Here is a 22,973-nt window from a genome sequence, read left to right as displayed (position 1 = left end):
GTAATATTCTGACAACTTGCATACGAATGTGTTGAATAATCTATGTCGGACTTGAACCCTGCGCTCTCATTACGATACTTTTTAAATCTTGAAGAATCTCAAGATGGGTTTGCACTTGCGACTTTTGGGAAAAAACAAATCAGTCGTTTTTTGACACCGTTGGTCAGTATAGCCATTGTGATTTGGGGGTTGTATTTAGGTTTTAATGGGGTTGGGCGTTATTATGTTGCGCTTGGGTCATTTTTTATTTTCCTACAAATATTGATGCGTTTTTGGTTCCTTCCAATGATTTTTAAGCGTCAATTTAACAAATATCAATTTGGTAAAAGTGAACAAGGTGTCGACTTGTTTCAAGATTCTTTCGAGCTTTTTTCAAGTGGACGTCCAAAACAAGTCAATTCCTATGCAGATACCAAACGATTCGCTATTGGTAAATTGACGTATATGATTGAAATGAAAAATCAGACAGTGATTATTGTACCTAAACGTGCATTTGCGTCTGAAGCTGATCAAAAACTCTTTGAAAAAACCTTTCAAAAGTAATGCAAGTCGACATGATCAATCATGTAACCGTATAAAGTGAAGAGAGTCAAAATCATGAGTTCACGTCCATCAAAAATTGTCTGTGTAGGACGTAGTTACGCAGATCATGCCAAAGAGCTTGGAAATGCTGTACCTGATCGTCCAGTTTTATTCATTAAGCCACCGAGTAGTTTGACAACATTAGATGAGGGAATTGCTTGGAATACAGCCCTTGGCAATTGTCATCATGAGTGTGAGTTAAGCTTACGTATAGATCGTCCTTTAAAAGGTGAAACTGATCCTGTAAAAGCATTAGAAGCCATTGGTGCCGTCACTTTAGGATTAGATTTGACTTTACGTGATCTTCAAAATGACTTAAAGAAAAAAGGTCAGCCTTGGGAACGTGCTAAAGCGTTTGATGGTTCATGTGTTTTGGCTGAATGGGTTGATGTTGCGGAGATTGAGGCTTGGGATAAAGTGCATTACACCTTAGAGGTCAATGATCAGCTTCGTCAAAAAGGCGATACCTCTTTTCTAATTTTTGATATTGGTTCTTTATTGGCAGATATTAGCCAAGCATTTTCACTTGAAGTGGGCGATGTTGTCATGACAGGAACGCCAGCTGGAGTTGCTGCTTTAAAATCAGGTGATCAACTGAAAATGACTTTAAATGGACAGCACCAAGATTTTGTTTGGACTACCTTTGTGAAGTGATGATCCAAGATAAAAAAAGACCTCTAGGGTCTTTTTTTATCTTTCGAATTAATTTTCAGCGAGTATGGTCGATAACGGTATGGATAATTTGGCCGCCAGATAATCATCTGCTTCAATTAAGGCAGGTCCGATGCGCTGCATCCAAACGTCATCCTCATGAATGTTGCCAATATCGTCTTTACGTGGAAGGGTGTAAGGCAAAGACTGATAGAATGACCAAAAGTCGATATGATCCAAATTGCGAATCAAGACCCATTCATCATTATCAGTACGTTTGATTAAATTCTGTTTTTCCAACAATAAAACATAGGTAGGCCAGCGACCAATTTCACCACGACCTAAAATATCTAAAGCTTCAATATCTTTCATTGTTTCGCCCAGTTTTTGCTTTTTATAAAACAATTCCAAGATATCGAGTAGCATGAGCACTGGATGGCGGGTTTGTATTTTATCTGTGTGAAAGGCAGTGAGGGCATAACTGACTTCAACGCCTAAAAGTACAATATTCCACGAGATAAAAATCCACAACAGGAAAATTGGCACAGCGGCAAAAGCACCATAAACCAGTTCATAACTGGTAAAGTTTGACATCGCAAAGCCAAATAAACTCTTGATTAGTTCAAACGCAACTGCACTGAATATGGCAGCATACATGGCCGAACGAACGGGAATTGATCGATTTGGAATAGTCCAATACAGGGTGAAAAAACCAAAAACAGTCAGTCCAAATGAAATAATCCAAAGTAAAGCAGTTCCATCTACCTCATAGCCTGCAAAATTGTTGCTAAGAACATTCATCGAAGCCAAAGTTGATGAAATAGCAAAGGCACTGCCGAGTAAAATGGGACCCAAAGAAATAATGGTCCAATAGCGCATAAAACCGACCAAGCCATTACGCGTTTCTTTCACCCGCCAAATCCGGTTAAATGCCGTTTCAATACTGGTCAACATCATCACGGTAGTGACAAACAAGAAAAGAATACCAATAATGGTTAAGTTGCTGGATTTCTCTGTAAAGGCATTGAGCGCTTTGTCAAAAGCGATGCTGGTTTTAGGCAGGAAATTGCTATAAATCAGCTGTTGCAATTGTTGTCTTGCGGGTTCTAATGCTTTGATGGAAGAGATGATGACTAAAAATACAGTCAGCATTGGAACAACAGCAAATAAAGTGGTGTAGGTCAATGAACCCGCTTGTTCTCTACAGTTGTTTGATTCAAAACGTCGAATAACAAAGATAACGAATTGAAACCATTTTTTGTCGTAAAAAGGCAGTTTTTTTAGTATTTCCATCATACAGTATGGGTCTCAATTATTTTCTTTAGCTTTAATGGTATTTCATTGTATAGCTTAACCAAAAAATACATAAAATACCGTATAGTTTTCATTTTTCATTCGATGATAAAAATATGCAACCATATGTTCTTGTTCTCTATTACAGTAAGTACGGCTCAACCAAGGAAATGGCGCATTTGATTGCAGATGGTGTAGAGGCTGCTGGCTTAACAGCGAAAATTCGGACTGTACCGAATATTTCATCAGTGGTGGCTGTCGCAGAGCCAAGTATTCCAGAAGAAGGTGATATTTATTGTACTTTGGATGATTTGCAAAATTGTGCAGGTTTGGCTTTAGGATCACCAACACGTTTTGGCAATATGGCGTCCGAAATGAAATATTTTTGGGATCAAACCACAAGCCTTTGGTTGAACGGTGCACTACACAATAAACCTGCTTGTGTATTCACAGCATCTGGTTCAATGCATGGTGGTCAAGAAAGTACATTGCTCAGCATGCTACCCCCTTTATTTCATCATGGCATGATGATTATGGGGCTGACCAATGAGCATCCTGCTTTATCGAATACTAAGTCGGGTGGAACGCCATATGGTGCAACGCATGTCAGTGGCCCACGTCATGATTTGGGTTTAAGCCAAGATGAAAAAGTGCTTTGTGTCGAGCAAGGTAAACGATTAGGTTCGATGGTTAAAAAACTGCACAATCAAATTTGAAAATTGATGATTAAAAAAAGTGAGCCAAAGGGCTCACTTTTTTTATGCTTAAAGAGCAGCATCATCTTTGGCTGGATCAAGGGTTTGTGCATCTACTTCTGCTTTAAATCGGAATTTACAGTTTGAGCATTGGTAATCTAGAAATAAATTACGATCAATCGCAATACCGGCTTTCTTGCCAATCATATTGCCGACAACACCACCCGTAATAGCTACGCTAATCGCACCGACAAATGTGCCAACAGTTCCACCCACAATCACGCCCAATGGTCCAGCAAGTGTTCCGATTGCAGCCCCTGCAGAAGCACCAGAGGCTGCACCGCCTACTGTTCCAGCAGTGACACCCGCAGTGCTAGCGAGAACACCACCAATTTTTTTGAGATGCTTTTCATGATCACGCTTCACCACTTCTGTTGAACCGCATTTTGGACAGAGGACTGATACTACATTTACATCGGTCATTGATTTTTCTCACTTTGGACAAGGTCCATATAAAGCTGAAGTATAGCTTTACACAAATTTATATGCATGAAGATGATGTTGCTACTACGTAAGTCCTTGTAGCTCAATATTTTAAAGATATCGATATTAGTTCAAGTTCAAACTATCATATGAATGTCTTTGATCTTTGTAAAATAAAAGGCGACTGAAGTCATTGGCAAATCATTTTGCGAGGAATGATTTTTTAAAACGCTGTATTTGGTAGTTGCTGTATTGTTCATCAATTAATCGAATTTATATTTAAGAAATAAATATTTAGCGAATATTAAGCTTTCAGCTATGTTAGGGAAAATTCCAAATCATACTAAATATTGAGAACAAAATGAAAAAAGTATTTGCGGCGGCTGTCACATTAGGTTTAAGTCTGAGTTTGATTTCATGTACTAAAACTGAAAATGTTGAATCTGAAAAACAAGACTCAGAGAAACCAACAGAAGCTTTAAAAACATTCAATATTGGTTATCAGAAAGCTGCGCTGAAATTTATTGTGGCAAAGAAGAATAAAAGTTTTGAACAGGCTTTCCCAGAAACTAAAGTAGAGTGGAAAGAATTTCCCGCAGGTCCTCAAACTTTAGAGGCACTCAATGTCGGTGCGATTGATGTGGGATATACAGGGGATACACCCGTAATTTTTGCTTTGTCTGCAAATAAACCCATTAAATACTTAGGTTATGAAATCAATTCAAAAAATGCACATAGCTTATTGTTGCCAAAAGACAGTCCAATCAAAGATGTAAAAGAATTGAAGGGTAAGCGTATAGCTGTTACGCAAGGCTCAAGTGCACATTTTTTCTTATCACAAGTCTTAGATCAGGCACAGTTGACTTGGCAAGATATTCAGCCCATCTGGTTAACACCAGCAGATGCACGCGCAGCGATTGATAAAAAGTCTGTTGATGCTTGGGCGATTTGGGATCCGTATGCAAGTGCAGCATCGTTAAAAGGGGATACCCGTGTGCTCACAGATGCAACCCATGTACCACCGGCATATAGTTTCTATTCTTCTACAGATAATTTTCTTCAATCACATCCTGCTGAAGCAAAGAAATTTATAGAAACTTTGAATGAAACAGATGCATGGATTAATGCACATCCTGATGAAACAGCTCAAATTTTGGCTGAAAGTACAGGGATTGAATTGGAAGTTGCAAAACTGGTGATTGAAAAACGTCGTAATCCAGCACAAGTTAATTTATTGAATGCTGAAACAGTTGATGCACAGCAAAAAATTGCAGACTTATTCTTTAACCTTAAGTTGATTCCAAACGCAGTTCAAATTAAAGACAACTTTTGGAATGGCCAATAAAGGAAAAGCAATAAAAAAGAGCGCAACAAGCGCTCTTTTTTACGAAAATTATTCGGCATTAATCACGAACAAATTCAACAGTTCCGTTTGTCAAAGACTTCACACGAGCCAATGATTCAACGCGGTAACCTTTTTCAAGTAATAAATCACGACCTGGTTGGAATGATTTTTCAATCACAATACCAATCCCTACAACAGACGCATTTGCCTGATGGATTAAATCAGCCAATCCTAAAGCAGCTTGACCATTTGCCAAGAAGTCATCAATCACTAAAACTTTGTCAGAAGAATCAATATGCTTTTTAGAAATCGCAATTGTGCTTTCAATTTGTTTTGTGAAAGAAAATACTTTTGAACGGTAAAGATCATCTTTTAAAGTTAAAGATTGGTACTTACGTGCAAAAATTACTGGAACGCCAAGTTCTAAGCCAGCCATAACCGCAGGTGCAATACCTGAAGCTTCGATTGTAATGATTTTGGTAATACCGGCATCTTTAAAAAGACGCGCGAATTCTTGACCAATTTGCTGCATCATTACAGGGTCAATTTGATGGTTAAGGAAAGAATCGACTTTCAAAACTTGATCAGATAGAACGATACCTTCACTCAAGATTTTCTGTTCTAGTGCGTGCACGGGGAGAATCCTCTAAGGGCAAGATGCTGATTAAAGCAAAGGCGTATTTTAAAAAGCATCTTGAAAAATGCAAGTAGATTTGATCAAAAAAGATTAATTACTTGCACCTTTGTACCCAGTTAACAATAAACCGTAAGAATTACTCTTATCTTTATGCGTTACTTTAACTGGTAAGTAGTCCAGTTTAGGGGCTAACCAGAAGATGGTTTCTCGACCTGGTTTTTTGTGCTTAATCGTCACTTTTACAGTGTCATATGTACCATTTTTAGTGGTGATTTTTTCAGAACCTGATTTTACAAATTGACGAGATTCAACTTCTTTAGCATCGGTTAAAGGGTAACTTGATTTTAAACCTGATGATTTTAAATCTTCACGAATTTGTAATTCTGCATTGAGTTCATCTAAAGCGCCAGATTTCCAAGCAAACGAGCGTTTCTCTTTATCTTTGACTGTGTTGATGGTTTTAGCAGAAGGATTGAACTTAATGCTCATGGTGTTGCTATGCACCAAAATTTTACTGGTACGACTAAAACTGTCAGAAACGATCTGATGACCGTTTAAGCTGAAATTACTGGTCTCGGTTGCAGACGCAATGACACCAGCTTTTGCTGCAAAAACGTACTTCCATCCATTGGCACTGGTTTTGGTTAAGGTACGTGTTGCTGACCCCATGTTTTTGCCGTTGTATTCAAATTGATAGCTGGCTTGAAACGGACTCATTGCGAAAGCAGAGCTAGCAAATGCACTGAGCAAGAGTGATGTGCCTAATCCAGTTACTAAACCCACGGTTCTAAATGTATTCAAGCGCATAACTTTAATCCTTCGCATAACATGCTTTAAGAGCTTAAGTATTATTATGCGACTAAAATAAGAAGAAATTATTAAGATTTCTGCAACTACTGTGAAAATATGTATCTGATTTAGATCATTTTCTCAGCAAGCACTTATACCGTCGCATTACTTTTGTTGTATGGGGCTGACTTGGTCATCAACTAAATCTTCATCCCATGTTTCATTTTTTTCACTGTTTACTTTATTGAATAATGCCATGAGATTGACGTTACCAATAATCACCAGTTCTGTTTCACGCAATTCAGCATGGTTAACATGCACTTTTTTTAAGGTATCTATAATTGAGCGGTTTTTGCCTAACCAACGATTCAAATCCAAATGTAATAATTCATCTTTGACGGTAAGCACTTCAAATCGTTCTAAAATCATGCCTAATGGATCTTTGCGCAATACTTTTTGATAGAAAAACAGCGCAAGATTAAATCCCATTTTCATCCAGACATTTTTAAATGTTGCTTCAATGACTTGAGTATCGCTAATTTGCTCAAAGACGATGAGTTGCATGTCTTTATTGAGTTCCATTTGAACAAGTTTTAAATCGACAGAGAGGATTGTGTATAAACCTTTGACGTTTAAGGTCGCGTAAAGGCGTAACCAATCATCATGTAAATCTGCATGCAAATCTTCTAAAATTTTAACGTTATCTGTCACAAAGCGTTTGAAAGTTGCATTCAAAAAGACTTGAGAAATAGGGAATTCTCTTTCTTCTTCAATAAAGCCTTCCGCCTTTTGATAGACCTTGCGCATTTGTTTTGCGATATTCGAAAAAAAAGATGGCATAAATAGAATTCCAGAAGATCTATATTTGTCAGAAATTAATATTGTGAAAAACTTATATATTTACACATTTTAAGATTGCAGTTTAGCAAATAAAAATGCACCATTTTCATAGTTTTAAAAGTTTGCTTTGCAATATGTTAAATGGTTCTCTTTAATCGTAATAAATGTATAAGTAGACGTATTTTAGCGTATTTTAAACTTTCGCTCGGGGTGTTTTGTCGGATTAATGTCATGATAAAAAAAATAATGGAATTTTCCAAGTTGACTCAACAGTGGTGGGATGACCAGCTCTTTTTACTTGCTGCTGGTGTAGCTGTCATTATTCATGTGCTTTTTATCTCTGTACATTTTGAAATGCCACCCGAACATGATCTACAGAACAAAGAAATTGCGGTGACTTTAAGACCGAGCAATACCAAGATTAATGAAGCTGATTTCTTTGCTCAAGAAGATCAAGAAGGCAGTGGGGCATATCGTCATAAATACCGTATGACTTCAGAAATGCCTGCGCAAACTCAAGATCTGAGTGCTGGCGATGCACAAATGGAAGCGTTGGAAAAAATTCAACAACAGCGTGAGTTAAAATTTGAAGAAAAAGTGCTGATGACTGTTTTGAGCTGGAAAAAACAGGCATCGGAAAAAGAACGTAAAAAAGCCTTAGATGAACTACAAAGCCAATTTGAAGCCAAAGCGGCGATGGTGGCAAGTCTTGAAGCGCAATATTTAAAAAAGAATCAAAATTTTAGTCGCCAACAAAAAATTCAAACGGTCGATGGAGTACAAGCCAAAAAACTCGCATCAGCAGGCTATCTAGATAAATTCAGAGAAAAAGTCGAAATGTATGGGAATCGCTATTATCCAGAACTAGCAAAACAACAGCGTTTAGCTGGTGAAGTTCGTTTAATGGTGATTTTAAATGCCTCAGGAGGAATACGTGCGATTCGATTAATTGAAAGTTCAGGGCACAGTATTTTAGACGAAGCAGCTAAGAATTCAGTGCGTAAAGCAGCACCGTTTGGTGCTTTTGATGCCAATATGCGAAAAGATATTTCTGAACTTCGTATTGTAAGAACTTGGAAGTTCGATCCAGCTGATGCAGAGTTTGAAGTACATTAAGCATTTGAATAGATCATCTAAAATCTACAAATTAGCTTCATAAGACCGATGGATTTCACATATTTCAACACTGAAGTGTGAATACCATTGTTTTTTACCGTATTGTTGGGCGCTTTGATGTTCAGCATCAAGATGCCAAGCTTGAATATCTTCCAATGAATTCCAATATGATAGCGCAACTTCAAATCCATTTTCAGAAATAGATTCAAACTTCGTGCAATTAAACTGGTTGAGAGCTTTGGCACGTAACGCTTGAGCGGTTTGGATGTATTGATCATCCAAGACATTCACTTTAGCTTTAAAAATGACGACAAAACGCATTTTATGAACCTTTGGAGTTTTGAGGCGAGGATTGCTCTGTTAATAATTTGATATGAGGGAATGGAACTGCAATCTCAGCATCACGTAAGGCTTCTTTAATCTGCTCTAAAAGTTTTTCCTGAATCCGAGGTAAACGCTCCATTTGATAAGGCATAAGCCAATATCGCACGATCAAAACGATTCCTGATTCTGCAAACTCATGTACATCCACACTTGGTGCTGGGGTTTTTAAATATGCATCTTCAAGTGCCAGTCGGTTTAAAATCGCTGTGCGAGCACGTTCAATATCTTCATGTAAAGATACACGACAAAAACTTTCAAACCGCATGCGCTCATGTGCCGTGAGATTGGTTACCTCAGCATTGGCAACGGTTGAGTTTGGAATAATAATCAGGAGATTGTCTCGATTGCGAATTTGTGTCGTTCTCAGCAGAATTTGAGTGATCTGTCCTTCAAATTTATTAATCCTGACCCAATCGCCAATTTGAAAAGGGCGTTCGATCAAAATGGTAATGCCTGCAATAAAATTTGATAGTGTAGATTGCGCTGCGAAACTCACAGCAATACCGACAATACCTAGACCCGCCATAATGGAAATAATATTAAATCCAAACTGAGCCATAATGGCAGCGATCCCAAGAATCACCAACAGCACTGAAATGATATTACGCAGTAGTTGTTTTAAAGAGTCATCAATATAAAAGCGATCTAGAAACCGCATGGTTAGCTTGGTAAATAAAGTCCAAATAATATAAAAAAGTAATGAGACAATCGCAGCACGAGAGATCGCCTGTAATACTTTATCGGATACACCAAATTGAGATAACACCGTAATGGCCGATGCTAAAATCCAAAAGCATTGGATGATGTTATTGATCAAGTTGACCATGACTGGATTACTATTGAAGCGTTTAGAAATGGCATTAATCGCTAAACGTAACCCGCGTGATATTAGCCAAAATAAGCCAATTAAGAGAATAGAAATAAATAGCTTACTTAGAATTGATGCTGCAAGCGCATTCCAATTGAGTTCATGCCCTTCAGGTGCACCCAGACTTAAAAAAATACTGCGTTTAAGGGTGTTTAGAAATTCATCAAAAAGGCTTTCTAGCATTATTTTAAAGATCTCTGAAAACTTATAAGTATCAACCCACGTTAGCATAGACAATGTGGACCGGGAAAGAGATATCCTATGAATAGCGCTATTTCAGATTTGGTCGTATACACTACCCTGACAAATGCCAGAGCAAAAAAACGAGCCTGAGCTCGTTTTTAATTTCGTCTTTTGCCGTTTAGGCGTCTTCAGTTTTAATCTTGCTCAGTATAAGGATTGGCAAATCCCAGTTTTGCTAAAATCTCAATTTCTAAAGCTTCCATTTCTTCTGCATCTTCATCTGATGTTTCGTGATCATAGCCCATCAGGTGCAAGGTGCCATGAACCAACATATGTGTGAAGTGTTCAATCGGGGTTTTATGTTGTTCGATTGCTTCTTGCAAAACCACAGGAATACAAATGACCAAATCCCCAATAGGGAAGGTGTCCAGCACTGCGGCCATTTCGTCTGGAAGATCGCTTGGGAAAGATAAAACGTTAGTGGGTTTGTCTTTGTGACGATATTCCAAATTGAGTTTATGACTTTCATCAACATCGACACAAGCGATTCCGATTTCGCAATCACTTTGAGTATCGATATAGCGAAGTGTAGTTTCAACGACTTTTTTTAAATAAGCACGTTTGAGTACCAATTCAGGTGCTTCAAACGATTGTTGTAGCGATAGGCTAAGTTTCAAGACTTGTCCTTAAAAGATGAAATCTCAGTATGCCTGTTTGGCACACTGAGGTTAAACAGATTAGTGAAGTGAAGCTTGTTCGTGTTGAGCATCAGCAGCAGCATCATTCTCAGAAATAAGCGCATCTTGACGTGCTTTGCGTTCTGCTCGTGCAGCTTCAGTTAAACGGTGTTGCTCGCTGTCCCAGCCTTCATAGGCTTCCACAATTTTTTGGACCAAGCGGTGACGAACCACATCACGAGAGTGAAAACGTGTGATGTGAATTTCTTTGACATTTTCAATGACGCGTAATGCGTGTGCTAAACCTGATTGTTGACCACGTGGTAAATCAACTTGTGTAATATCACCCGTAATCACGGCACGTGAGCCAAAGCCTAAACGGGTCAGGAACATTTTCATTTGTTCTGGGGTGGTGTTTTGTGCTTCATCTAAAATCACAAACGAATGATTGAGGGTACGACCACGCATATAGGCGAGTGGGGCAACTTCAATAATTTGACGTTCAATGAGTTTTGCCACTTTTTCAAAGCCCAGCATTTCATACAGGGCATCGTAAAGCGGTCTTAGATATGGATCGATTTTCTGACTGAGATCACCCGGTAAGAATCCGAGTTTTTCGCCTGCTTCAACTGCTGGACGAACCAACAGGATGCGCTGAATTTCATTGCGTTCTAGCATGTCCACAGCAGCAGCCACTGCAAGGTAGGTTTTACCCGTACCTGCAGGACCAATACCAAATGAAATATCACTTTGTAAGATACGCTGAACATAACGTTTTTGGTTTGCACCACGAGGGTTAATGCGACCTTTACGGGTTTGTAGCCAGACATCATCTAAACCACTATGTTCGTTATCAGAAAAATCTTCCTGTAACTCACGGTCTGTCTGACTACCTTGAATCATCAGATGGATGACATCGGCTGTGATCTGTTGAGAGATCTCTGCTTCTGCGTGCAGGCGCTGCAATAAACTTTCAGCTCTCTCGACTTCTTCAATTCCACCGTCGAGATAAAAACTATCTCCACGGTGCGCTATTTTGACATCTATACCTTGTTCGATTTGTTTCAAGTGACCGTTATAAGCACCGAGCATGCTTTTTAAACGCTCCATTGAAATCCCCGGGAAAGCCACTGTACGTCGAATCGCTGCAGTCAAGAGATATCCTTTTGTGTAAGTTAAATCTATACCCTTACATTACGCCACGTCAGGCTCAAGATTCAAGAGTTCTCCATAAACTAAATTTAGGGTCTTAATCTCTGTAATCTCAATCTCTGCAAAGCGTCCGACCCAAGACACGTCTCCTACAAATGTAACTAAACGTGTATTGTCCGCTGTTCCAACCAATAAATTAGGATCGTTTTTAGATACGCTCTCAATCAGTACACGTTGAATTGTGCCGAGCATTGCATCTGTCTTATCGATACTTGAACGCTTAATCCATTGTTGAACTTTGGCAAGACGCTCTTTTTTCACGTCTTCTGGCGTTGTATCTTCCAGAAGTGATGCAGGCGTACCTGGACGTTTAGAATAGATAAAGCTATATGAATGATCGAAGTCTAAATCTTGAATAAACTGATAGGTTTCTTCAAAGTGTTGATCCGTTTCTCCTGGAAACCCGATGATAAAGTCACTTGATAAATGCATGTCAGGACGCACCTTACGAAGTTTCTTAATTTTTTCGATATACACATCAATGGTATGGTTACGCTTCATGGCTTGAAGCACATCGTTTGAACCACTTTGAACAGGTAAATGCAGGTGTGAGACCATTTGTGGCAAGTCACGATAGCATTCGATCAAGTCATCGTTAAATTCAAGCGGATGTGAAGTCGTGTAGCGTATACGACCAATCCCTGGAATTTCAGCCACTAAACGGAGTAAATCTGCAAAAGTACAGATTTTGCCCTCAAAGGTTTCACCACGGTAACCATTCACGTTTTGACCGAGTAAAGAAATTTCACGCACGCCTTTTTCAGCAAGCCCTGCAATTTCTGCCAAGACATCATCCAATGGGCGAGAGACTTCTTCACCACGTGTGTAGGGTACAACGCAGAAAGAACAATACTTTGAACACCCTTCCATAATTGAAACGAAAGCTTTATAGCCTTCAACACGGGGTTCGGGTAAAAAGTCAAATTTTTCAATATCTGGGAAAGAAATATCCACCAGTTTGATTTTGTCTTTTTTGGGTTTTTCCACTTGATCAAAATGCTGATCGAGCATTTGTGGTAAACGATGTAAGGTTTGAGGACCAAAAATCATGTCAACATAATTGGCACGTTTTTGAATGTTGTCACCTTCTTGAGAGGCAACACATCCACCTACACCAATGATGAGGTCAGGATTTTTTTCTTTCAGTTTGCGCCAGCGACCCAGCTCAGAAAACACTTTTTCTTGTGCTTTTTCACGGATTGAGCAAGTATTCATGAGCAGAATATCTGCTTCTTTAGGGTCGGTGGTTAAGACGTAACCATGAGAGTCGCCTAATAAGTCTGCCATACGATGACTGTCATACTCATTCATCTGACACCCTTGCGTTTCGATATACAGTTTTTTGACTGATCCGTTGGCTGGGGTGTGCTGTGGCTGGGTAACAGTGTTTTCTGAGGCAGCTTGGGCACTATTGGGGATGAAGGTTTCAACCGTCATGAAGGCGTTTATCCTATTTTAGGGAAAATAAATTCGGGTAATCTGTCTAATTTGCTCATTTAAGCGCATTAGATTTAACAAAAGCTCGATATTTTACAGTATTTAACCAATAATAATGAAAAAAATAATACAGAACAGATAAACTAGAAATGTGTATAAATATTGCATTAAATTAATGAAGTTTAATCATATAGTTACATAACAGAACAGGACGTATGTACCAGAGTCATTTAAACTATAAGTTATTATTGCAACTGCACAAAAAAAAGATAAATATGCACGCTGCATATTTTAGCTAATGTAAAAGACAGAATTAGAGTTGAGAGTAAAAGCGTGTTGGACAAATTAATGAAGCAAAAAAACGTAACATCTTATTTGTTGGGGTTTATGGCTTTAGCCCTCTCGAATCATGCACAAGCATCAGAGGAGCAATTCAATGATGCTTTACGTGCTGCAAATTCGGGCAACACAGCACTTTTACAGCAGTATCGTGCATCTATGCAAAACGATGCGCTTGGGTACTATCCAGAATACTGGATTCTAAATAGCAATTTAGCCTTTCAATCACCGAATAGTATTGTCAACTTTGCACAGCGTTATCCTCAATCTGCTATGGCTGAAAAATTGGCTGCAGATTTTGTGGAGGTAAAGGTGAAACAAGGTGATTTTGCCAATGCGCAATCTGTTTTGCCTTATGTCACCAATCCTGACCAAGCAGAAATTTGTGCAGTCGCACAAGTACGTGCCAAGTCTGGCGATCCACTTGTATACGCTGAGTTTAAAGATATTTGGTTAAAAACTGATTCGCAGCCTGAATCGTGTTCAGGTTTAGCACGTATGATGTTGTCGAGTCCGCTGATGACCACCGCAGATCGTCAGCAACGTCTCTATGCTCAGTTAAGAGCAGGGCAGTCAGGTTTAGCTGTTGCGACGGCACAAACCATTGGATTGAATCTATCACTGAGTCAGTTTAATCAGATTCAAGCCAATCCACTCAATTACTTATGGTCTGCGCCTAAAAATAATAGCGCTGATCATGCTTATCTCATTTATGCACTTGGACGTGCAGCAGATACAGATTTGACGACGGCACTGCAATCTTTAAACAAAGCAGCACAAGGTTTGCCACCTGAAATTCAAAAGTATGTTTACCGTACCGTGGGCTATATTGGCGGTACCACAGTCATGAAAAATAACTTCAATAAAGAAGTTTTAAATGCTTTAGATGCAAGCTATGGCGCTCCATTTAGCCCTGAAGAGGCTGAAATTTATGCACGTCAAGCCGTTCGTTTTGGTAACTGGGAAAGTATTTTGCGTGCGATAGATAGCATGTCTGTCAATCAGAAACAGGAAGAGCGTTGGCAGTACTGGCTTGCAAAGGCATTAGAGCGCAGAGCTGATCCAGAGTCTAAACAATCTGCAAAAATGATATATCAACGTTTGGCTGCAGCTGGAGATGATTATTACAATCTTTTGGCGAAAGATCGTTTAGGCATTCGTTATAACGAAGCTCAAGATCGTTCAGAGCCTACAACTAATGATTTACAGCGTTTAACGCAAGATATCCATTTCCGCCGTGCCTTTGCTTTGAGGAATATTCGTGCCTCAGAGGCCTACACCAATCGTGAATGGAATTGGGCAGTTCGCCAAGCGTATTTGAAAAAAGATGATGGATTGTTGTTGGCAGCGGCAAAACGTGCAACAGATATGGGGTGGTACGACCGCGCAATCTATGCGGCAGAGCGAACCATTAATCGTCATAACTACGCATATCGTTATGCAACACCACATCAAAGTTTAGTGGTGAGCCATAGTCGAAATGCAGGGATTGATCCTTCTTGGGCTTATGGTTTAATGCGCCAAGAAAGCCGATTTGTATCGCATGCACGCTCAAATGTCGGTGCAGGCGGCTTGATGCAAATCATGCCAGACACAGCAAAATTGGTGGCTCGTAAAATGGGAGAAACCTATAACCCTGCTGCGCTAAGCGATGCCAATACTAATATTCGTTATGGAACTTACTATTTGTCGATGATTCAGAGTCAGTTAAGTTCTAACCCTGTTTTAGCCACTGCTGGATATAATGCTGGACCAAATCGTGCTCGACGCTGGCAGCCAGAGTATCAAAGCATTGCAGCAGACCAATATACAGAATCGATTCCGCTCAGTGAAACTCGAGATTACGTTAAAAAGGTTATGACCAACGCCGCGCACTATGGTATTTTGCTCGGACAGGGACCTCAGTCCATTGAAAGTCGTATGCCTATTGTCAATGTAAGAATTACTGAATAACTCCTTGTAAAATAAAATTCTAGGGTAATGCGTTTGTGGCGATGAAGAGTAACCAGATCCTGCAAAAACGAAATGATAAGTTGACGCTGATATTATTCGGCGCATGCTACTTATTGTCTGTGATGCAAGCGCATGCCTCACCCAATCACTTACAAGGTTATGTACTGGATGTACAACTCACGCCCGCTGTATGCTCACTTGATCAAGCGACACATAAGCTCCGACGTTGTTTAGAAGGGTATTCGCTGACCATCAATGGCTTATTGCCTGAGATTAACCGGAAAGATTGTAAAACGGCATCTTCACCATATTTACCACCTTTACAAGCGAAAGTTGTTGCTCGTGTGATGCCTGAAGAAAATACGCGAAATCGTCTTTGGTATAGTATTGGTGGTTGTGTGCCTATGAATGCCAGTCAATATTTTAGAAATATGATCAATAAAGCAGATCAGCTTAAGATTCCATTAGATCTGACTGAAGCTGAAAATAAAAAAGTGCAAAGACATGCTTTAATCAATCAGTTTCTACGTCTTAATCCAAAATTGAGTCATGAAAGTCTACGTTTGACCTGTAGTGGGAAGGGTAATAAATCCATTTTAACGGGTTTAAAAATTTGTTACAAAGTCAATGGCCAGTATAAAAGCTGTCCAAGTACGATCCAAACAAACTGTCCAACCATCTTCTCTATAAAAGGTTCTTACTAGGCTTTTAGTGAAATTCCATTAGTATTTCCTATGATACTTTTGTTGAAATTCATTCTCTTTTGCATGCAACACGGAAATGATTGGAGTACAATCTTCCCCGTTTATGATTATTAGATTGAATAGATTAGCTATTTAATCGCATTGACTATCCTCAATTGGAGATAATTCCATGAAGCAACCTGTTCGCGTTGCCGTTACTGGCGCTGCTGGTCAAATTGGTTACAGCCTATTATTCCGTATCGCAAGCGGTGAAATGCTTGGCAAAGACCAACCAGTTATTTTGCAATTGTTAGAAGTTCCTTTTGAGAAAGCTCAACAAGCGCTTAAAGGCGTAATGATGGAACTTCAGGACTGCGCATTCCCACTTTTAGCGGACATGATTGGTACTGACGATCCTAAAGTTGCATTCAAAGATGCTGACTATGCGTTATTGGTTGGTTCGCGTCCACGTGGTCCTGGTATGGAACGTGCTGACTTGTTGAAAGTGAATGGCGAAATCTTCATTGGTCAAGGCCAAGCACTTAACGAAGTAGCGAGCCGTGATGTTAAAGTTCTTGTTGTAGGTAACCCTGCGAACACGAATGCTTACATCGCTATGAAATCTGCTCCAGATCTTCCAGCGAAAAACTTCACTGCAATGTTACGTCTTGACCATAACCGTGCTGCATCTCAAATTGCTGCAAAAACTGGTAAAGCAGTTAAAGATATTAAAAAACTTACAGTTTGGGGTAACCACTCTCCATCTATGTATGCTGACTACCGTTTTGCAACAATCAACGGTGAAAGCGTTAAAGATATGATCAACGATCAAGAATGGAATGCAAACACATTCCTTCCTACAGTTGGTAAACGTGGTGCTGCGATCATCGAAGCACGTGGTCTATCTTCTGCTGCTTCTGCTGCTAACGCTGCAATCGACCATATGCGTGATTGGGCTCTTGGCACAAATGGCGAATGGGTAACTATGGGTATTCCATCTGATGGTTCTTATGGTATTCCTGAAGGCGTAATGTTTGGTTTCCCTGTAACAACTGAAAACGGTGAATACAAAATCGTTCAAGGTTTAGAAATCGACGAATTCAGCCGTGAACGTATCAACCATACGTTGAACGAACTTGAAGAAGAGCGCGCAGCGATTGCTGACATGCTTAAATAATTTGATCTAAACGATTAAATTAAAAAAAGCACTCCATTTGGGGTGCTTTTTTATTTCCAATATTATTAGAGAAACGCTTAGAGCCTTTCGACATTTCAGTCATGACTTATGCTATGGGTTAAAACAATACAAATAAGGCTTGAAGCAAAGACAATGGATATTCTCTTGTCAAGATCGAGATCACTTATTGTGAAACAAAATCATAATATCAACATGTTAAAAAATTAAAGATAATAGCAGACATGATTATTTACGAAGATATCAACGCATAAGGAAAGACCATGTTTGATGAACAACCCACGCTCGAACTTTTATTTGAACAACTCGGTTTATCTTCAGTAGAGAAAGATATTGATCAATTTGTTGAACAGCATCAATTGCCAGTTGGCGTCATGATGCATGAAGCCAAATTTTGGACTGAAAGTCAGCGTCAATTTATTGTGAGTCACTGGCAAAAGGATGATGAGTGGGCGATTGTGGTTGATACATTGAATGAATTACTCAGCCAAAATGCTACGAAAGCATCATCTTGATTTAAAAAATAAAAAAAGAATTATTTTTAAACACAAATTGAAACAACAAACCTAGCAATAATGCTAGGTTTTTTTATAAATATCTTATAACTTAATTCAATAAGGAATGACAAAATAGCTGATAAGGAGGGCATTAAGCTCATGAAGAATACACCATCCTTAGAATTACTGTTTACTCAGTTAGGTTTAGCAAGTAGCCCCGCTGCGATTGAGCTTTATGTGCGTACTCATCAGCTTAAAGCCAATGAAAATTTGCATGACGCACCATTTTGGAATAAATCTCAACGCGATTTTCTGATCAGTCATTTGGTTGCAGATGATGATTGGGTGATGTGGATTGATGAGTTAAATCAACAATTGCATATGGATGCATCAAAACTTGCAAGACCGGCTTAAAGGTTTTTATCGCAAAACATCAAACAAATTTTAAAACAAAAAACTCTCCATGACGGAGAGTTTTTTAACATTTAAAAGCGAAAAATTAATGCAATTTGCTTTGAAGCATTTCGCTGAACCATCCTTCAGAGCGACATACTTTAAAACTCTGATGATTCTGTAAAAGTTCTAGGTCAAATTCAGCTGTAGTGCTGTATTTCTTCAACCAATGACGTGTTAAAGCCAGTTCATTTTTACATGCTGAAGCATAAGCCAAGAAGAAATAGATATCGCCATTTTCATGCTGTGTCAGCGGTTTTAAAATTTGCTGTGTAATGAGCGCAAAACGCTGTTCTTTGGTGATTTCAAAATACACCATATACGCTTTCGCCAAATGCAACGACAAGTCTAAGTAGATACGCATTGGCATCTCATCATATTCAACACGTGCAGTTTCTAAAAGCACAATGGCTTCTTGCAAAAAATGCAATTGTTCTTGACGAGAGTTGCTATACGTCACCAATTCTAAGCGCAAATTTGCGCGTTCTAAGGCAAGTTCAGGCGTATTATTTTCCAAATACAATTGATCTGTCTCACCAATGCGCGCGATAACTTGTTTTGTATTTTTCAACATAGCCAAATACCTTAATGAATGATTGCAAAGTATATCGGGTTGAAATTCAAAATTTAAAGGAGAATACAGCATTGCATTGATGCAACGCTGAAAAACAATCGTTTTCACAAGAATTTACGTCGTCACTGTGTTTTTAAACTTAAAACAAGTTTTGATCGCTTCTTAACCAAGCCGTAATTGATAAACGTTGATGCTTTGCCAAAAGGACTTCATGCATTAAATCACTTTGGAATAAAGCGACACGATTGGGTTGAGGAGAAATGATGTGCCATTGGTCATGTTTGTCTTGTAAGCGTAATTCGCCTCCCCAATTGTCTTGCCACTGTTCATGCAAATAAAACACAGAAGAAATCATTCGACCGTTTTTACCTTGAGGATTATCACGATGCAGGGCATAAAATTCACCTGCGTTATAACAGGCAAAATGTGCTTCTATGTCTTTAATCCCTAAAAAGAAATTTCGATTCAATCCTGATGCTAACTGATTTAATTGGTGAATATGTTGCTGTGCTAAAGGTAGCTCATCATTAATCCAAAGAATGTGATCACTACGGATGTTGCTGACAATGCCGTTTTGAATCGCTGCATCACGAAAACGATTTAAATTTGCAGTACATTCATTGGACAATTCATGAACATAATGTTCAGGATAAGCATCATCGATCAGCGCAAAACCGTGCTGATCTAAATCATCTAAAATTTGATCGATATTCCAAGTCAAATCATCTAAATTTGGTTGCATAAAAGCACATCAATACAGCAAAAAAGAAGAGGTCTCTATCTTAGAGTAATCGAAGTGCAGTGAAGAAATATTTTTTCGTGCTAAAATGTGCGTTGAACTTAGGAATTTATCTGAACATGAATTATCGTCACCATTTCCATGCAGGCAACTTTGCCGATGTCATGAAACATGTGTTATTGCTGCAACTTTTATCACGTCTCAATGCAAAAGATAAACCTTATCGCTATGTCGATACGCATGGCGGTGCTGGTAAATACGATTTATCGACTTCAGCTGCGCAGAAATCTGGTGAATTTTTAAATGGTATTCATCGTTTGGTGAAACTTGATGATTCAATCAAGCGTCAAGCACCAGAAGGTGTTCAACAATATTTGAAAATTGTTGAGGACATGCGTCAAGCTTCAGGTAAAGGAGCTTATCCAGGCTCACCTTGGTTTGCTTTAGAAGGTATGCGTGAAATAGATAAAGCGACAATTTTTGAAATGCAACGTGATGTATTTCAACAGCTCTATATGAACATTCGTGATCGTCGTGCTGGTTTGCATGAGCGTGATGCTTACGAAGGTTTGTTGGGTGTGATTCCACCAAAAGAAAAACGTGGTTTGGTGATGATCGATCCACCTTATGAGCTTGAGCGTAAGGATTTCCCACAACTTGTAGAGTTGTTGGTTGCTGCTTATAAGAAATGGCCTACAGGTGTATTTGCAGTTTGGTATCCGATTAAAGATCGCGCAATGATTGATCGTTTTGAAAAGAAAATGATGAAAACAGGAATTCGTCGCCAATTGGTTTGCGAAATTTGTGTATGGCCTGATGACACGCCTGTTGGTTTAAATGGTTGTGGTTTGTTGGTGATTAATCCACCATGGAAGTTCTCTGAAGATGCTGACGAAGCATTGCAGTGGTTGTTCCCACATTTACGCATGAGTGAAAATGGTGGACATGCTGCGGTTCGTTGGTTAGTTGGCGAATAAGACAAAATTTAGAAGATAAGGTTACAGCTAGGATAGACGAGAATGACAAATATAAATAAACCTGAGAGTGAAACTTCTACAAAAGACATCGCTTTTGATGTCATCACTTTCGAGGTGGAAGAAGAAGAACACACTCAAGAAGGACAAAAGGTCAAACGTCGTGGGATTTATCTGTGGCCGAATCTAATCACGACAGCAGCATTGCTGTCGGGATTCTATTCCATTATTGCCAGTATGAATGGTGATTTTACTCAAGCTATTTATGCGATTTTTCTGGCTGCACTGTTAGATGGTTTAGATGGTCGTGTTGCACGTGCGATTGGCGCACAAAGTGCATTTGGTGAGCAGTACGACTCTTTATCAGATCTTTTAGCCTTTGGTGTTGCGCCTGCGATTTTAATGTACAGCTGGAGCTTGCATGATTTGGGCCGTATCGGTTTGGCTGCGTGTTTTGTTTATACCGCTTGTGCAGCATTTCGTTTAGCTCGTTTTAATGTGCAAATTGGGGTTGTCGATAAACGTTACTTTATTGGTGTTGCAAGTCCGCTCGCAGCGATTATGATTATAAGTATGGTTTGGGTTGGACGTGATTTCCCTGCTATATTTGATTTAAAAGAAACAGGGATTCAAGTTTGGAATGCGGTTCTGATTGTTGCCGTTGGCTTGTTGATGATTTCCAACATTAAATATTATTCGTTTAAGACTGTAGACCGTAAGCGCGTTCCGTTTGTCGTTTTACCGATTGCTGTATTTATATTTGCAGCGATCACTTACAACATTCCAGTGGGTATTTTGGTGATCTCAATCATCTATGCGCTCTCAGGATTTGTAACAACCTTCTTAGCAAGGAATCAAAATATATAGATAAGAAAAGGAGCTCGATATGCAGTTGTTCATGAACTTATCTGAAGAATCACAACAACTCGATCAAGCTCCATTTCCTTTGAAGCTTGATTTTCATGCGCCGAAAGGACGTTATAAAATCATTCATCAAGCATTGATCCTTCCAGATTTAAACGCTCCACTTCATTACTTCAATTTTTCAACATTAATTGGTCAGCCCAATGTCCCAATGTTGCGAAATGATTCAGCAATTCAAACGACAGCATTAGATACAGTTTCCACTCTTGCTACCATCAGTCCACATATGGTGGGGCATGCACACCATTATTCATTGGAAAAAGACTGCCAGCTGAGAGATGATTATTATCAATTTGCAGATGAAGCACTTTTAACGGGGCAAGTTCCTAAATTTAAATTAAATCGTAAAGATGATGAGCTGAGTTTTGATTTTGATATTGAACTTCAGCCATTGTTGTCGCAATTTTCTAAATTAAGAATAGGATTATTTGATCATTGGTCATTGATGTGTCATTGCCAAGGTCAACTCAAATATAAAGATCAACATTACGAGATTGATCAATTTGGTGCTTTTGAATATGCACGTTCAGTCAATGTTCCTTATTTACCCTTACACTTTTTTACATATCAAGTCATTAATCTATCCAATCAACGTCAATTGCTTCTGAGCCATATTCGAAATGGTTTTAATCAAATTGTACAGTCACGCTTATATTTGAAAAATTTTAGTCAGAGCACCGTTGAGCTGTTCGATGATTATGTTTATTTCAGAGTGCACCGGGTTTATCCCAAAGTCACCACACCCAATGGGCAAGAGATGTATTTGCCGCGAATGTTTGAATGGTGTTTTGAAACAAACAAGAAAAAAATAATCATCCAATGTGAAAGCCGTGGTGATTTTAAATTTGGTCTTGCTGCGGGCTTTGTTGGAAGTTTTAGTTATCAAGTACAGATTGATGATGAGACCGAAGAGGGCAGTTCTGGTTATTGTGAATATATCGATTGTCGACCTTTAAAGTGGCAAGAAAAAGATGAAACTGAAAAATTGCAGCAACAAATCATGCAAATTGCACCATGTGCGCTTAAAAAATAGCTAAAAAAACGATAAATATGCACTTTTTGTTGAATAAATAATCAAGCAGTACTTTTTCTTGAAAATGGGGGTTGCAACGCATGTGGAATGCTGTAGAATGCACATCCATCGGCGGTGATGTTAAATAAAACTTCTGATAAATCAATAACTTGATTGAATGATTTAAGATTTCTGCGAGAGATTTTAAAGATTTAAAAAAGATGATTTGTTAAGGAAAATATTTAGTTGAACTGGTTGACTTTCTAGAGATAGAGAGTAATATAGCCGACCTAGCTTGCTACTGACGAAGTAACAAGAAGATCATTAAGAGATTATGAAGAACAACTTGTGTGGATTTTTACTGGTTGATTGATCGAAATTATTTTCATTGATTGATGGTAGAAATTACTCGAAGTTTATTTGAGAAATTAATGTCAG

General features: G+C 38.8%; 25 protein-coding genes. 13 read left to right on the top strand and 12 right to left on the bottom strand.

The features are described from left to right. Positions 1–42: 42 nt before the first annotated feature. Both G8E00_RS13890 and G8E00_RS13885 read left to right on the top strand, forming a co-directional pair. Complete coding sequence (locus G8E00_RS13890) at positions 43–543, top strand: YcxB family protein (protein ID WP_166225526.1); 501 nt, start codon at positions 43–45, stop codon at positions 541–543. A 54-nt stretch (positions 544–597) separates the two neighbouring features. Further along, positions 598–1,236, top strand: a complete 639-nt coding sequence (locus tag G8E00_RS13885; protein ID WP_166225523.1) for a fumarylacetoacetate hydrolase family protein — start codon at positions 598–600, stop codon at positions 1,234–1,236. Between the two features lie 48 nt (positions 1,237–1,284). Here the strand turns inward: G8E00_RS13885 and G8E00_RS13880 are convergent, their stop codons facing one another. Next, positions 1,285–2,529 (bottom strand): YihY family inner membrane protein, encoded by a 1,245-nt coding sequence (locus tag G8E00_RS13880; RefSeq protein ID WP_166225520.1) that lies wholly within the window; start codon positions 2,527–2,529, stop codon positions 1,285–1,287. Between the two features lie 113 nt (positions 2,530–2,642). Here G8E00_RS13880 and wrbA point away from each other — a divergent pair, with 113 nt between their 5' ends. Then, positions 2,643–3,242, top strand: coding sequence for an NAD(P)H:quinone oxidoreductase (wrbA, locus tag G8E00_RS13875; RefSeq protein ID WP_166225517.1), 600 nt, complete (start codon positions 2,643–2,645; stop codon positions 3,240–3,242). A 48-nt stretch (positions 3,243–3,290) separates the two neighbouring features. Here the strand turns inward: wrbA and G8E00_RS13870 are convergent, their stop codons facing one another. Further along, positions 3,291–3,704 (bottom strand): hypothetical protein, encoded by a 414-nt coding sequence (locus G8E00_RS13870; protein WP_166225514.1) that lies wholly within the window; start codon positions 3,702–3,704, stop codon positions 3,291–3,293. 361 nt (positions 3,705–4,065) lie between these two features. Between G8E00_RS13870 and G8E00_RS13865 the strand changes: the two genes are divergently transcribed. After that, positions 4,066–5,049, top strand: a complete 984-nt coding sequence (locus G8E00_RS13865) for an aliphatic sulfonate ABC transporter substrate-binding protein (protein ID WP_166225511.1) — start codon at positions 4,066–4,068, stop codon at positions 5,047–5,049. 58 nt (positions 5,050–5,107) lie between these two features. Here the strand turns inward: G8E00_RS13865 and G8E00_RS13860 are convergent, their stop codons facing one another. The 3 genes from G8E00_RS13860 to G8E00_RS13850 form a co-directional block, all read right to left on the bottom strand. After that, positions 5,108–5,683 carry a xanthine phosphoribosyltransferase gene (locus G8E00_RS13860; protein WP_166225508.1) on the bottom strand — a complete coding sequence of 192 codons (576 nt, stop codon included), beginning with the start codon at positions 5,681–5,683 and terminating at the stop codon, positions 5,108–5,110. A 93-nt stretch (positions 5,684–5,776) separates the two neighbouring features. Next, on the bottom strand, positions 5,777–6,493 hold the full coding sequence (locus G8E00_RS13855; protein ID WP_166225505.1) for a DUF3108 domain-containing protein: 717 nt from the start codon (positions 6,491–6,493) through the stop codon (positions 5,777–5,779). Positions 6,494–6,640: 147 nt separating this feature from the next. Further along, a complete protein-coding gene (locus G8E00_RS13850; protein ID WP_166225502.1) occupies positions 6,641–7,315 on the bottom strand; it encodes a hypothetical protein in 675 nt (224 codons plus the stop codon). Between the two features lie 231 nt (positions 7,316–7,546). Here G8E00_RS13850 and G8E00_RS13845 point away from each other — a divergent pair, with 231 nt between their 5' ends. After that, the gene (locus G8E00_RS13845; protein WP_166225499.1) at positions 7,547–8,431 is read left to right on the top strand and encodes an energy transducer TonB; all 885 of its coding nucleotides are present in this window, start codon (positions 7,547–7,549) and stop codon (positions 8,429–8,431) included. 24 nt (positions 8,432–8,455) lie between these two features. Here G8E00_RS13845 and G8E00_RS13840 read toward each other — a convergent pair whose 3' ends face one another. The 5 genes from G8E00_RS13840 to miaB all read right to left on the bottom strand — a co-directional run bounded on the left by G8E00_RS13840 (position 8,456) and on the right by miaB (position 13,192). After that, positions 8,456–8,752, bottom strand: coding sequence for an antibiotic biosynthesis monooxygenase family protein (locus tag G8E00_RS13840; protein ID WP_166225496.1), 297 nt, complete (start codon positions 8,750–8,752; stop codon positions 8,456–8,458). Position 8,753: 1 nt separating this feature from the next. Next, positions 8,754–9,866: a mechanosensitive ion channel family protein gene (locus G8E00_RS13835; protein ID WP_166225493.1), complete on the bottom strand. Its 1,113-nt coding sequence runs from the start codon at positions 9,864–9,866 to the stop codon at positions 8,754–8,756. 194 nt (positions 9,867–10,060) lie between these two features. Next, positions 10,061–10,543 carry an rRNA maturation RNase YbeY gene (ybeY, locus tag G8E00_RS13830; protein WP_166225490.1) on the bottom strand — a complete coding sequence of 161 codons (483 nt, stop codon included), beginning with the start codon at positions 10,541–10,543 and terminating at the stop codon, positions 10,061–10,063. A 60-nt stretch (positions 10,544–10,603) separates the two neighbouring features. Then, the gene (locus G8E00_RS13825) at positions 10,604–11,698 is read right to left on the bottom strand and encodes a PhoH family protein (protein WP_166010999.1); all 1,095 of its coding nucleotides are present in this window, start codon (positions 11,696–11,698) and stop codon (positions 10,604–10,606) included. A 39-nt stretch (positions 11,699–11,737) separates the two neighbouring features. Beyond that, positions 11,738–13,192 carry a tRNA (N6-isopentenyl adenosine(37)-C2)-methylthiotransferase MiaB gene (gene miaB, locus G8E00_RS13820; protein WP_166225487.1) on the bottom strand — a complete coding sequence of 485 codons (1,455 nt, stop codon included), beginning with the start codon at positions 13,190–13,192 and terminating at the stop codon, positions 11,738–11,740. Between the two features lie 387 nt (positions 13,193–13,579). Between miaB and G8E00_RS13815 the strand changes: the two genes are divergently transcribed. From G8E00_RS13815 to G8E00_RS13795, 5 genes are all read left to right on the top strand, one after another. After that, on the top strand, positions 13,580–15,484 hold the full coding sequence (locus tag G8E00_RS13815; RefSeq protein ID WP_406741471.1) for a lytic transglycosylase domain-containing protein: 1,905 nt from the start codon (positions 13,580–13,582) through the stop codon (positions 15,482–15,484). A gap of 41 nt (positions 15,485–15,525) precedes the next feature. Then, positions 15,526–16,188: a ribonuclease T2 family protein gene (locus G8E00_RS13810; RefSeq protein ID WP_166226569.1), complete on the top strand. Its 663-nt coding sequence runs from the start codon at positions 15,526–15,528 to the stop codon at positions 16,186–16,188. 169 nt (positions 16,189–16,357) lie between these two features. Beyond that, positions 16,358–17,344 (top strand): malate dehydrogenase, encoded by a 987-nt coding sequence (locus tag G8E00_RS13805; RefSeq protein WP_166010993.1) that lies wholly within the window; start codon positions 16,358–16,360, stop codon positions 17,342–17,344. Between the two features lie 281 nt (positions 17,345–17,625). Next, a complete protein-coding gene (locus G8E00_RS13800) occupies positions 17,626–17,877 on the top strand; it encodes a DUF2789 family protein (RefSeq protein WP_166010991.1) in 252 nt (83 codons plus the stop codon). 141 nt (positions 17,878–18,018) lie between these two features. Next, positions 18,019–18,273: a DUF2789 family protein gene (locus G8E00_RS13795; protein WP_166225481.1), complete on the top strand. Its 255-nt coding sequence runs from the start codon at positions 18,019–18,021 to the stop codon at positions 18,271–18,273. Positions 18,274–18,358: 85 nt separating this feature from the next. Here G8E00_RS13795 and G8E00_RS13790 read toward each other — a convergent pair whose 3' ends face one another. Both G8E00_RS13790 and G8E00_RS13785 read right to left on the bottom strand, forming a co-directional pair. After that, on the bottom strand, positions 18,359–18,886 hold the full coding sequence (locus tag G8E00_RS13790; RefSeq protein ID WP_166010987.1) for a hypothetical protein: 528 nt from the start codon (positions 18,884–18,886) through the stop codon (positions 18,359–18,361). A 139-nt stretch (positions 18,887–19,025) separates the two neighbouring features. Continuing rightward, complete coding sequence (locus G8E00_RS13785) at positions 19,026–19,628, bottom strand: 2OG-Fe(II) oxygenase (RefSeq protein WP_166010985.1); 603 nt, start codon at positions 19,626–19,628, stop codon at positions 19,026–19,028. Positions 19,629–19,744: 116 nt separating this feature from the next. On the opposite strand from G8E00_RS13785, the gene G8E00_RS13780 reads away from it, so the two are divergent. From G8E00_RS13780 to G8E00_RS13770, 3 genes are read left to right on the top strand one after another with little or no spacing between them, the layout of a single operon-like run. After that, positions 19,745–20,602 (top strand): 23S rRNA (adenine(2030)-N(6))-methyltransferase RlmJ, encoded by an 858-nt coding sequence (locus tag G8E00_RS13780; RefSeq protein WP_166010983.1) that lies wholly within the window; start codon positions 19,745–19,747, stop codon positions 20,600–20,602. A 42-nt stretch (positions 20,603–20,644) separates the two neighbouring features. After that, positions 20,645–21,466 carry a CDP-diacylglycerol--serine O-phosphatidyltransferase gene (gene pssA, locus G8E00_RS13775; protein WP_166010981.1) on the top strand — a complete coding sequence of 274 codons (822 nt, stop codon included), beginning with the start codon at positions 20,645–20,647 and terminating at the stop codon, positions 21,464–21,466. A 19-nt stretch (positions 21,467–21,485) separates the two neighbouring features. Next, the gene (locus tag G8E00_RS13770) at positions 21,486–22,556 is read left to right on the top strand and encodes a DUF6670 family protein (protein WP_166225478.1); all 1,071 of its coding nucleotides are present in this window, start codon (positions 21,486–21,488) and stop codon (positions 22,554–22,556) included. Positions 22,557–22,973 lie beyond the last annotated feature (417 nt).

The sequence above is a fragment of the Acinetobacter shaoyimingii genome (assembly GCF_011578045.1).
Taxonomy (GTDB): domain Bacteria; phylum Pseudomonadota; class Gammaproteobacteria; order Pseudomonadales; family Moraxellaceae; genus Acinetobacter; species Acinetobacter shaoyimingii.
This window is presented reverse-complemented; position numbering and strand designations above follow the sequence as displayed.

Bases quoted from the DNA above. Each gene is read 5' to 3' on its own strand.
- G8E00_RS13890 (WP_166225526.1), top strand. From the start codon at position 43: ATGTCGGACTTGAACCCTGCGCTCTCATTACGATACTTTTTAAATCTT.
- G8E00_RS13885 (WP_166225523.1), top strand. From the start codon at position 598: ATGAGTTCACGTCCATCAAAAATTGTCTGTGTAGGACGTAGTTACGCA.
- G8E00_RS13880 (WP_166225520.1), bottom strand. From the start codon at position 2,529: ATGATGGAAATACTAAAAAAACTGCCTTTTTACGACAAAAAATGGTTT.
- wrbA (WP_166225517.1), top strand. From the start codon at position 2,643: ATGCAACCATATGTTCTTGTTCTCTATTACAGTAAGTACGGCTCAACC.
- G8E00_RS13870 (WP_166225514.1), bottom strand. From the start codon at position 3,704: ATGACCGATGTAAATGTAGTATCAGTCCTCTGTCCAAAATGCGGTTCA.
- G8E00_RS13865 (WP_166225511.1), top strand. From the start codon at position 4,066: ATGAAAAAAGTATTTGCGGCGGCTGTCACATTAGGTTTAAGTCTGAGT.
- G8E00_RS13855 (WP_166225505.1), bottom strand. From the start codon at position 6,493: ATGCGCTTGAATACATTTAGAACCGTGGGTTTAGTAACTGGATTAGGC.
- G8E00_RS13850 (WP_166225502.1), bottom strand. From the start codon at position 7,315: ATGCCATCTTTTTTTTCGAATATCGCAAAACAAATGCGCAAGGTCTAT.
- G8E00_RS13845 (WP_166225499.1), top strand. From the start codon at position 7,547: ATGATAAAAAAAATAATGGAATTTTCCAAGTTGACTCAACAGTGGTGG.
- G8E00_RS13840 (WP_166225496.1), bottom strand. From the start codon at position 8,752: ATGCGTTTTGTCGTCATTTTTAAAGCTAAAGTGAATGTCTTGGATGAT.
- G8E00_RS13835 (WP_166225493.1), bottom strand. From the start codon at position 9,866: ATGCTAGAAAGCCTTTTTGATGAATTTCTAAACACCCTTAAACGCAGT.
- miaB (WP_166225487.1), bottom strand. From the start codon at position 13,192: ATGACGGTTGAAACCTTCATCCCCAATAGTGCCCAAGCTGCCTCAGAA.
- G8E00_RS13815 (WP_406741471.1), top strand. From the start codon at position 13,580: ATGGCTTTAGCCCTCTCGAATCATGCACAAGCATCAGAGGAGCAATTC.
- G8E00_RS13810 (WP_166226569.1), top strand. From the start codon at position 15,526: ATGAAGAGTAACCAGATCCTGCAAAAACGAAATGATAAGTTGACGCTG.
- G8E00_RS13805 (WP_166010993.1), top strand. From the start codon at position 16,358: ATGAAGCAACCTGTTCGCGTTGCCGTTACTGGCGCTGCTGGTCAAATT.
- G8E00_RS13800 (WP_166010991.1), top strand. From the start codon at position 17,626: ATGTTTGATGAACAACCCACGCTCGAACTTTTATTTGAACAACTCGGT.
- G8E00_RS13795 (WP_166225481.1), top strand. From the start codon at position 18,019: ATGAAGAATACACCATCCTTAGAATTACTGTTTACTCAGTTAGGTTTA.
- G8E00_RS13790 (WP_166010987.1), bottom strand. From the start codon at position 18,886: ATGTTGAAAAATACAAAACAAGTTATCGCGCGCATTGGTGAGACAGAT.
- G8E00_RS13785 (WP_166010985.1), bottom strand. From the start codon at position 19,628: ATGCAACCAAATTTAGATGATTTGACTTGGAATATCGATCAAATTTTA.
- G8E00_RS13780 (WP_166010983.1), top strand. From the start codon at position 19,745: ATGAATTATCGTCACCATTTCCATGCAGGCAACTTTGCCGATGTCATG.
- pssA (WP_166010981.1), top strand. From the start codon at position 20,645: ATGACAAATATAAATAAACCTGAGAGTGAAACTTCTACAAAAGACATC.
- G8E00_RS13770 (WP_166225478.1), top strand. From the start codon at position 21,486: ATGCAGTTGTTCATGAACTTATCTGAAGAATCACAACAACTCGATCAA.